General features: G+C 60.8%; 6 protein-coding genes. 1 reads left to right on the top strand and 5 read right to left on the bottom strand.

The genetic code is table 11. The features are described from left to right. Window positions 1-452 precede the first annotated feature (452 nt). The 4 genes from NG895_RS19150 to NG895_RS19165 form a co-directional block, all read right to left on the bottom strand. A complete protein-coding gene (locus tag NG895_RS19150) occupies window positions 453-1,337 on the bottom strand; it encodes a PEP-CTERM sorting domain-containing protein (protein WP_252854137.1) in 885 nt (294 codons plus the stop codon). Further along, complete coding sequence (locus NG895_RS19155; protein WP_252854138.1) at window positions 1,334-2,752, bottom strand: PQQ-dependent sugar dehydrogenase; 1,419 nt, start codon at window positions 2,750-2,752, stop codon at window positions 1,334-1,336. The genes NG895_RS19150 and NG895_RS19155 overlap by 4 nt, the downstream gene beginning before the upstream one ends. Window positions 2,753-2,948: 196 nt before the next feature. After that, window positions 2,949-3,695 carry an anti-sigma factor family protein gene (locus tag NG895_RS19160; RefSeq protein ID WP_252854139.1) on the bottom strand — a complete coding sequence of 249 codons (747 nt, stop codon included), beginning with the start codon at window positions 3,693-3,695 and terminating at the stop codon, window positions 2,949-2,951. Window positions 3,696-3,726: 31 nt separating this feature from the next. Next, complete coding sequence (locus NG895_RS19165) at window positions 3,727-4,326, bottom strand: RNA polymerase sigma factor (RefSeq protein ID WP_252854140.1); 600 nt, start codon at window positions 4,324-4,326, stop codon at window positions 3,727-3,729. 95 nt (window positions 4,327-4,421) lie between these two features. Between NG895_RS19165 and NG895_RS19170 the strand changes: the two genes are divergently transcribed. Beyond that, a complete protein-coding gene (locus NG895_RS19170; protein ID WP_252854141.1) occupies window positions 4,422-5,351 on the top strand; it encodes a DUF1559 domain-containing protein in 930 nt (309 codons plus the stop codon). A gap of 12 nt (window positions 5,352-5,363) precedes the next feature. On the opposite strand, the gene NG895_RS19175 is transcribed toward NG895_RS19170, so the two are convergent. Next, entirely contained in the window at window positions 5,364-8,870 is a 3,507-nt protein-coding gene (locus tag NG895_RS19175) for a chitobiase/beta-hexosaminidase C-terminal domain-containing protein (protein ID WP_252854142.1), read from the bottom strand. Window positions 8,871-9,148 lie beyond the last annotated feature (278 nt).

The following is a 9,148-nucleotide window of genomic DNA, read 5'->3' on the forward strand; positions in this document are numbered from 1 at the left end:
ACGGGCAGCCTGCCACCGGTCGAGCATTTCCAGGCCTGCACCATCGTTGAGGGACTGCCCCCGCAAGGTGGTCGATCTCGTCACCGGCGATTCGACAACGCTGCCCCAGAAAACTGGAATTCGATTCGTTGTTCCCCACCCCGAGTTTTGGGCCAACTTCCGGGATGTACATTTGTGGGCCCAATACTCTGGAGGTTTTGGTCCCCCCCGAGGAGTAAAACCCCTTGTTTTTTCGGCCAAACCATTCGGGGGGTGCGACAAAACTACCCAAGTTGTTCTCCGCATGTTCCGCCGGTTGTCCCCATACTCTGGTTGTGGCGACTCGCTCCGCGACCGAGCGCCTCCGGCACTACGCTCACTCGGGAAGTCAGCAGCCACGAATGTCACCCGCCCAGGGCCGACACGTGTACATAATGCCACGCAGACCCATTAGAACCGTTTGGGGGGCGATTTCAATCAGAATTCTTGGACAGCCGAAGCTTTGTCGCTGCTGCCAGCAGCAGCAGAGCCAGAGTGGTTGGTTCGGGAACTGCCACCGCCGCGGTGGCGGAATCGCCCGGGCCGAAGTGCAACTTCCACACCTGGTAATCCGCCGCGTCGACGCCTGGTTGGCCATCGCCCGCGTTGTTGATCAGCGCGTCGTCGGCCCCGCCGAGGTTGTTCCGCCAAACGGTGTAGTCGGCCAGGTTCACCAGGCCGTCGCCGTTGAAGTCGCCGGGGAGCACTTGCGGCGTCGTGGCGAGTGTTACGTTGTCGATACCCAGCTTGCCGACGACAAACGCCCCGCCTGCCTGTTCGGGCCCGTGCCGCAGCATCACGCGCTGCACGTCGGCGATCAATGTGGAGTAGGAGCCGGATCCGATCTTGCGGGCGAAGTCGCCCTCGGCCAGGGAGAACTCGTAGGTTCGCCACACTCCATCGGCCGGCACGTTGCCGGCGGTGGTCGACACCCAGCGATCGGCCGTTCTGACGAATCCGGAACCGAACAGCACCAGCCGAATCTCGAGCGGTGGTTCACCCTCGGGCACCATCAAATCGGCGGTGACGTGCGTGGCGCTGACGGCAGTCAGGTCGCCGGTCCAGGCGCTCGAGTCATTGTGTGTCGCCAGGTGGTTGGTAGAGGAAGCAAGCAGAAAGGCGTCGCCGTCGCCCGTTGGCCCCCCATCCTCCATGCGACTGATCTGCGCACCAGACGATGTCCAACTCATCGTGTCCGACTCAAAGTCGTCCACATGCAACGTTGCGGCGAGTGCGTCCGTGCCCAGCGTTGCGATTGCGCAGCAGTAGGCGAGACCGAACAGGGCCTTCCAAAGTGCACGGGGGTTTATCGGTGTCAAAGCAACTTCCTTACAAGTGGCAGAGATAGAAGACCAACGATGATGAGCCACAAGCTGGCAGGCTCCGGAACCACGACCAGGCGATAAATGGCGCCGGTGGGTGGCCCGCCTGGGGTACCACTGGGGGCCAGGTCGGTCTTGGTGGCAACGTACACCTCGCCGTTTTCATCAAGACCAAATCCGAGCACGTACTCGCCGATCGGATTGCCACCTAGGACGTCGAGTACCAGGGGGTCGGCCGGGAGGCTCGCTGAACCGTCGAGCACGTCGCGCGGCAGTGCCAGCAAGGTGCCGTTGGCCGGCGCGAAGTTGGTACTGAAGTCGCCAAAGAAATAAACGCCGTCGAGTTCGGGAAACTCGCTGCCGCGGTACACCACGCCCCCGGTGACCGAGATGCCAATCTGCTTGAGCCCCGTCGCTGCGCCGCCGGCGCTGTTGCGTGTGTACTGCGCGATGGGATCGATTAGTGGCACTACGGGGCTGGGTGACACCGTGGCGTCAAAGTCGAATGTGCCTTCTTTGATCCGCCAGCCATAGTTGCCCCCTTTTTCGATGAGGTTCACTTCTTCAATCAAATTTTGTCCCACGTCGGCGACGATCAGCCGATCACCATCGAACGTTGCCCGCCACGGATTGCGGAGCCCGTAGGCCCAGATCTCTTCGCGCACGCCCGACTCTCCCACGAACGGATTATCGTTAGGTATGCCGTACTCGCCGCCCGGACCATTGTTGCCACCGACGTCGATGCGCAGCACCTTGCCTAGCAGCTTGCTACGGTCCTGCGCGTTGCCCAACCCCCCCGTGGGATCTCCCTCGCCGCCACCGGTGTGTCCTGGTTCGTCGTCGCCACCGCCACCGCCATCGCCGGTGGTGATGTACAGCATGTTGTCAGGACCAAATCCCAGGTAGCCCGCGTTGTGATTGAACTGCGGCTCGTCGAACGTCATCAGGATTCGCTCCGACGCGAAGTCGGCCACATTCGCATCGCTCGACACCGCATACTCGGCCACCACGCTCTGGTGATTGATGGGACTGTCCTCCGTGCCAGAAGAGGCCGACGGGGCGCTGTAGTAGACGTAGAACTTGTCGCTCCCGTCCTCGCCCACCTCCCCAAAGTTGGGATGGAACGCCAGTCCCAACAGGCCGCGTTCGTCGAACCCGGGACGCTCGTCTACCAATCGCGACTCAATATCCAAAAACGGTGTTGGCAGCAGGCTGCCGTCCTGGATCACGTGAATCGTGCCGCGTTGATCGGTAACAAACAGTCGGTTGGAACCATCACCCGCATTGGCGATGCCGACAGGCGTCACGATTTCTCCCACCGACACCGGCTCCAGCGCGATTCGCGGCAGTTGTGCCTCGGCAGCCGCTATCGCAAGAGTACTAATCCCCGCGAACAAGTAAGCGAGCCTCACCGTAGTCCCCTTTCTGCGCGATTGCGCATTGATGTTGGTGCCCCAACCGAGAGAGTTCGATGGCGTGCCGCCTCTTCAAAAACGAACGTGCTCTGTAAATGAACTGTCGTGAGGCGCGCGATCGATTGCAGAAAACTATCGAAAGCAGACAAGGCACTGGGTGGCTGGGGTCGAGACCGTTGGAAACGCGTTTGCCTTAGCGAATCGTCAGGTACTGCATCGCACGCGGGGTGTCGAAGGGCGTCACCTCGTAGAACACGAGCCCGTCATGCTCGTCGCGAAAGATGTACAGATCTTCGGACGCCGCGGACTTTTCGGCGGCTAGCGAACTGTCAGCCTCCGGCTGATCGACGAACACCATCACCGGCTCGCCGTCGACGCGGCAGAGCATGGCCGTGGTATCACGGCTCAACCCACCTGGGTAAGAAAGCCCCAGCATGCGACTCCCCTCGGGCATGGGCAGCAGCGCGAGCGGGATGCCTTGTCGTTTAGAAAAGACCCGCGCGAACCGCTCGTCGTCTTCGCACTCGTAGTACGGTTCGAAACCTTGCTTGACCGTTGCGTTGTACACTTCGGCCAGCGGCGTTGGCTCGAAGTAGGGATCGACGCGGCGTGGCCCACTGGTGCCCCAAGCCAAGAGCACGCCGGCCACGGCCGCCGCGGCTGCGAGCCATGCCCAGCGCCGCCGAGAAAATCTCAGGATCACCGGCTCGGACTCTTCAAGTGGCGCGGTGACCTCCGCCACGTGCTCGGCACTCGCTTCGTCAATGGGGAAATTTGCCTTGAGCGAAGCGTTGATTCGATGCTGCAGTTCTGCTTGCCGCGCCAGTTCCGGATCGTTGCCAAGCCGCACCTCGAACGCCTCGCGCGCAGCGGGCTCGAGCGCGTCGTCCAGGTACGCGTCGAGTAGGCTATCGTCGCTCGGTAGTTCAGGACGGATCATCCTGCTGGCTCAGTTCGAAATGGAGTCTGTATCACGTACGCGTTTCCTGCGATGCAAGACGGGTTCGCAGGTGTTGACGACTGCGGTGGACATGGCTCATGGCAGTGCCGCGGGGGATGCCGAGCAGTTGCTCAATCTCAGCATAACTCAAGTCGTGCACGGTGCGGAGCAGCAAACAGCAGCGAGCATCTTCGGAAAGATCATGGAGCGCTTCCAACAGATCGTCCTCGAAACTCGCTTGCCCGGCGACAAGTTCCCCTGAGCATGGATCGACAGGCAGCGGGCCTGGCGTCGAGTGAACATCGCTCACGGCAGTGAACTCGTGCGGATCAGTGGCATAGGTTTGGCGGCGGTGGGTCTTGCGGCGTTCGTTCAGGGCAAACCGCCGCACCACGCCGAACATCCAGGCGACGTACGCCGCGGGACTGTCGAACTCCCGGCGCTTCTCCACCGCCAGACTCGCCGCATCCTGAACGATGTCCTCTGCTCCCTCCCGCCGACCCAACACGCCCGCGGCCACGGCCATCAGGCGGGGGTACGCTTGCTGGTAATGCGCAGCGTATTCGGTAACCGTCGAGGCCTTCGACAGTTTTTTATTTCTTTCCGATTTGGATTCTTGCGGGCCGTTCATTACCGCTCATTATATAATTGTCACCAGACGGCTCATCCATTGCAGCGTGCGAAAACGAAAGTACATTTCGGCGTCAAACACGCGAGTTTCTAGCCATGAAGCAGCCCCAAGCACTCCGCCGCGGATTCACGCTGGTCGAACTGTTGGTTTCGATCGCCATCATCGGCGTGCTGGTGGGGCTGCTGCTTCCCGCCGTGCAGGCAGCGCGCGAGGCGGCCCGCCGTAACGGCTGCAGCAGCAACCAGAAGCAGTTGACGCTGTCGGTGTTGAATTACGAACAAACGCATCGTCGGCTCCCGCCTGGACGGGTTGGCTGCGACGACACGGGCGACACGCTGCAAATCGACGTTTGCCCCGCGGGCCTCGCGGCCGACGAAAAAACGGCCGCCAGCGGGTTCGTTTCGATCCTACCGCAGCTCGAGCAACAAGCGCTGTACGACCAGTTGTCGGTCGAGGTGGGCGGCTTATGGAACCGCAACGTCGACGACCTGAGTTGGTACGCCGACAAGGACAAGTGCATGGGTGTCAAGCAGCACCTGGAAGTGCTCCGCTGCCCGAGCGACAACTCCGAACTATTGAGCGACGTGTACGACCCCGTGATCGCCGCGACCGGCAGTTACGCTTTCTCGCAAGGTTCGCTCGGTGCGTATCAACCGCTGGAAGTCGTGAAGTACGACAACAACGGCGCGTTCGTCTATGTCCACCAGCGAAAGCTGCGGCAGTTTACCGATGGCACATCCAGCAGCTTTCTGCTTGGCGAAGTGGTGCTGGCCGACACGTGGGAGTCGTCCAACACGTGGACCTATGCCCTGGCCTTCGCCGACTGTTTGCGAACCACCTCGAACCCCCTGAACACCCGCCCCGGCGCGGGCTACCACTACGACCGCCAGAACGGCGCCTTCGGCAGCAACCACCCCGGCGGCGCGGTGTTCGCCTTTGGTGATGGCCACGTGGAGTTTGTGGAAGATGAGATCGACAAGCACACCTACCGCGGCATGTCGACCATCGCGGGTGAGGAGTTCTAGCGAGAGTGCTTACTACAGCCGGTCCCAAACAAATTCGAGCGATGCTGCGACTTCTTCGCTGCTTCCGACATCAACCATTCCTAGTGATTCGGACGTTGAATTGTCCTCCACCTCGAGCTCGAGCAGTGGTAGTTCTACTGCCGGCGCAGAGGCGTTGAGCGCGGCCTCTGATGGCTTTGTAGCAGAAGCGGTTCTAGAACTATCGTACGACTCGAACACCTCATCCACCGCGGGCACGACAACCGCCGTTGAAGAAAGGGTGCTCAGCATGCTCGGCGCGGTTTGATACTGTTCTATCGGACCGGTTACCGCCGCCAGGCTCGCTCCCAAGTGGTTCCGCCATATGGCATAGTCAGCCAGATTCACGCGGCCGTCGCCATTGCCATCGGCCGCAGTACCCGGGATCTCAACTGGCGTGCCGAACTGCAACTTCCACTCGCTGTAGTCGGCCTGGTCGACCACGCCATTGCTGTCGTAATCGCCCTCGATCGGCAGACCATCGAAGCCGGGTGAGCCAAAGGCATAGTAGCTGGCCCGCCAGTTAGTGGGGTCACTTGCATCGCCCAGTGGATCGATGATCTCCAGCGACTGCCCGCCACCATCGGGCGAAGTGGGCCACGGAGGATCGTCGCTGTAGCTGAAGCTCGCGATCAGCTGCCCGGAGGGCCCCAGCAGCGTGACGGTCTCGCCACCGTTGCTAAGATTGCGATCAGTGTAACCCGAAGGCGCCAGGCGAACGTCAGTTCCATAAATCGATTGAAACGCCACGGGGTTTCGCGCCACGACGATTCGCTCGCCCGCCTGCAACACTTGGCCGTCGTCGAACGTATACGGCTCGCTAGCAAAACCCGCGATCTGGATACCGTCGAGACTCACGGGGCTACTGTCGGTGTTCAAAAGCTCGAGGTATTCCAGATCCTCATCGTCCACCACGCTGGCGAAATCTGCCGGATGATACTGCAGTTCCGTGACGCGCAGCGTGGTGAAGTCGCCTGGCACGGTGGTGGTGAATTCGGCGGCGTTGAGAGCCGACCACTCACCATCCTGCAGCACGCGAGCTTTGACGGTCACGCTGCCCGCGATCTCAACGGGCTGCGTCCCATACACCAAGGCCGAACCACTCACCGCACCGCCGACCAACCGGGGGTCGGTGCCGTCTAGCGTGTAGTAAATGGTTCCCTCAGGAGCCTCGATCGCAAGTTCATAGCCACGGGGAACGTAACCGCCATGCTGCGCGAAGCTGGGCGCCACGGTATCGGGATAGAAACCATAGAATCGCATCTCTTCCATCACGATGCTGGAGCGCTGGGGCAGGTAGGTCTCGAGCAGCCAGTCGCGTTCGACTTCCCACTCTGCCGGCGTAAGAGGCGTCGCCGAATGCATGTCGCCCCACCGCGCCGACTCGGCCACCAACACTTCCTCGACCTGATCCGTGATTACCTGATAGCGGGCGATCAATTTCTCCGGCGTGAGAAGCCCTTCGTTGAAGAAATACTTGTGCACCCGGTCGGCGAAATCGAGTTGATATTCAGCGTTGGACTTCAAGTAGTTGTGTGCTTGTCCCACGCCAGAAAAATTTTGATTAAAAGTCCAAGTATCCAGCGGCGACCACTCGCGAGTGTTGCCCATCACTCCATCGAAGTCCCACAGGAAGAACTGAAAACCTTCGGTGGTGAGCGGATTGCGGTCGCGGCCCACCCAGAAGTTGTGGTGCGGCCAGTCGTCGTTGCCCGCCCACACGTTGATGATCAAGTAGTCGATGTAGTTCTCAACATCCAACAGCGGCGCGACAGAGGAACTAGGTGTACCGTCCAGGTTTCTGCCTTGCAGTTGCATGTAGTCGGAGAGCGACGAGCCCGATTGTGCAGACTTGTCGAGCATTGCGATCCAGGCATCGGGCGTGCCGCTATTGACTTCGTCGTCATGCACCGCGTCCCACGTATCGGGTTTCGACCCCAGGTAGCTGGCGGCAAACTCGGCGTCGGGCCGCTCTTGCACGCTGTACAAACCCCAGTACATGCCGTTCAGGTACAGGTGCACGCGAGTGTCGTGAGGACTTGCATGCCCCATGTCGAGTTGAAGGCTGTGGCCAAACTGGTCGCGGGCGTACTGCAGGGTCTGCTGGCTGGCGCCCCACGAGTAGCCGTCGTTGGCCGTGGCCTTGAGCACCAGCGTGTTGAAGCGGTCGACACCGTCGCTGCCGTACACCGGAAAGGTCAGTTCGCTGGGACCGTACTCGTCCTTGAACACCAGCCGGAACGAGTGCTTGCGGGTGAGATAGTGCGAACGAAACGCACCCCCCTGCATCTGAATGCCCGAGTCGACCTGCATCTCAGCCGATCCATCGGTGGTGATCCACTCGATCGACGAAGCTCGTTCGGGCTCGGGGTTTCGCCCCTGCCGGGGATCGATATAGATGCCGTCGACGTCGGAGTTATCTTGCAGAAACAAGTCGTCCGGATCCATCGCAATCGAGATCGTCGGCGCAGCGGTCAGCGCTTGTGCGAGTTGTGCCGCGTAGACGCCACCGAACTTATCGCCACCAATCGGGTGGCCGTCCGCATCGAACTGACCGACGACATCCGGATCGAACCCATAGTCGGCGACGAAGTCGCCGTTGGCCGCCTCCCAGATATTTGGGTACCCGGCATCGAGCGCATCCTGGCGGGTTTGGCCAACGATGTCGGCGAGGAACAGGTAAGTCTGCGTGTCGATGTTCGTGGGCAGGTAACCCGCCTTGGTCGCTACGGCTCGTAGTACGGTGGTACGATCGATGGTGAGTGCGCCGGTGTAGAGCTCACCACTCCCTGGCCCAGGCTCGGAGCCATCGGTTGTGTAGTAGATCACCGCATCGGGCGTATCGGAGGTGATCTCCACCTGCACAGGCGCGTCGTAAAAACCGCGGTCGACGCTGAACTTCGTGTCGGCGACTACTCCCTGCAGGCCGGCTCCATTCGGACCACCCGGCGTCGGCGCGCCAAAGTACCGAATCTGCGAATCGCTGGCGATGCCGTACGAGACGTCGGGATACTGCGCGGGGAAATCGGGCTCGTACTGGTGCACGATCGACACCAAGCTGCTGCCCGGGTCTTCGTAAGTAAGCGCCAGCTCCTCGCCTTTCGAATCGAGCTTGAAGTTGGTGTGGTAGTAGCCAAGCCCATCGATCTTGTTGTCGATGGCGTTGCCATCGAAGTCGACCGGCGCCGAAGCGAATACCACCAGGTAGCCCCCCGCGGGCAGCGACACCGACGGGAGCGACCACTTGGTGAGGTTGCCCAGGTTGTCGGTCAGATAGTAGTCACCCAGATTGACCGCCGTGCTATCGGCGTTGTGAATTTCGATCCAGTCGTCGTAGCTTGAGTCGCCACTGGCGAGCGTGGAGACGTTCGTCGCCATGAACTCGGTGATCTCTAGGTTGGCGGCCGTGAGCAAGTGCCGCGGTTCGAGGGTCTCGAAGCCTAAACGCGCAGAACGCCGCCGCGTGATTCGATTCACCCCCTCGCCCGAAACCCGCCGCATCCGCCGTCTCCGTATCGTGAGAAGTAGGCAGGCCACCCACATGCCTTAATAGAATAACACCGCAGCTCGCAGTGTAACCCATCCGGCATGCCGAAGTCCGCCGCATTGTCTCAATACGAGGCGTACCGACGAGCTTTGATGGTGAGAATCGACTAAGAACCGGACAGAGAACCCAAGCGAGTTTGGCACGCCATTTGCGCCTTTTAGATAGCAACTTTACAGACCAGGAGGTTGCTATGTCCGATGCACGAATGCCACAGGAGTATTACGAAATCGTT

Origin of the sequence: Aeoliella straminimaris (assembly GCF_024054565.1) — a bacterium.
In the GTDB taxonomy this organism is placed as follows: domain Bacteria; phylum Planctomycetota; class Planctomycetia; order Pirellulales; family Lacipirellulaceae; genus Aeoliella; species Aeoliella straminimaris.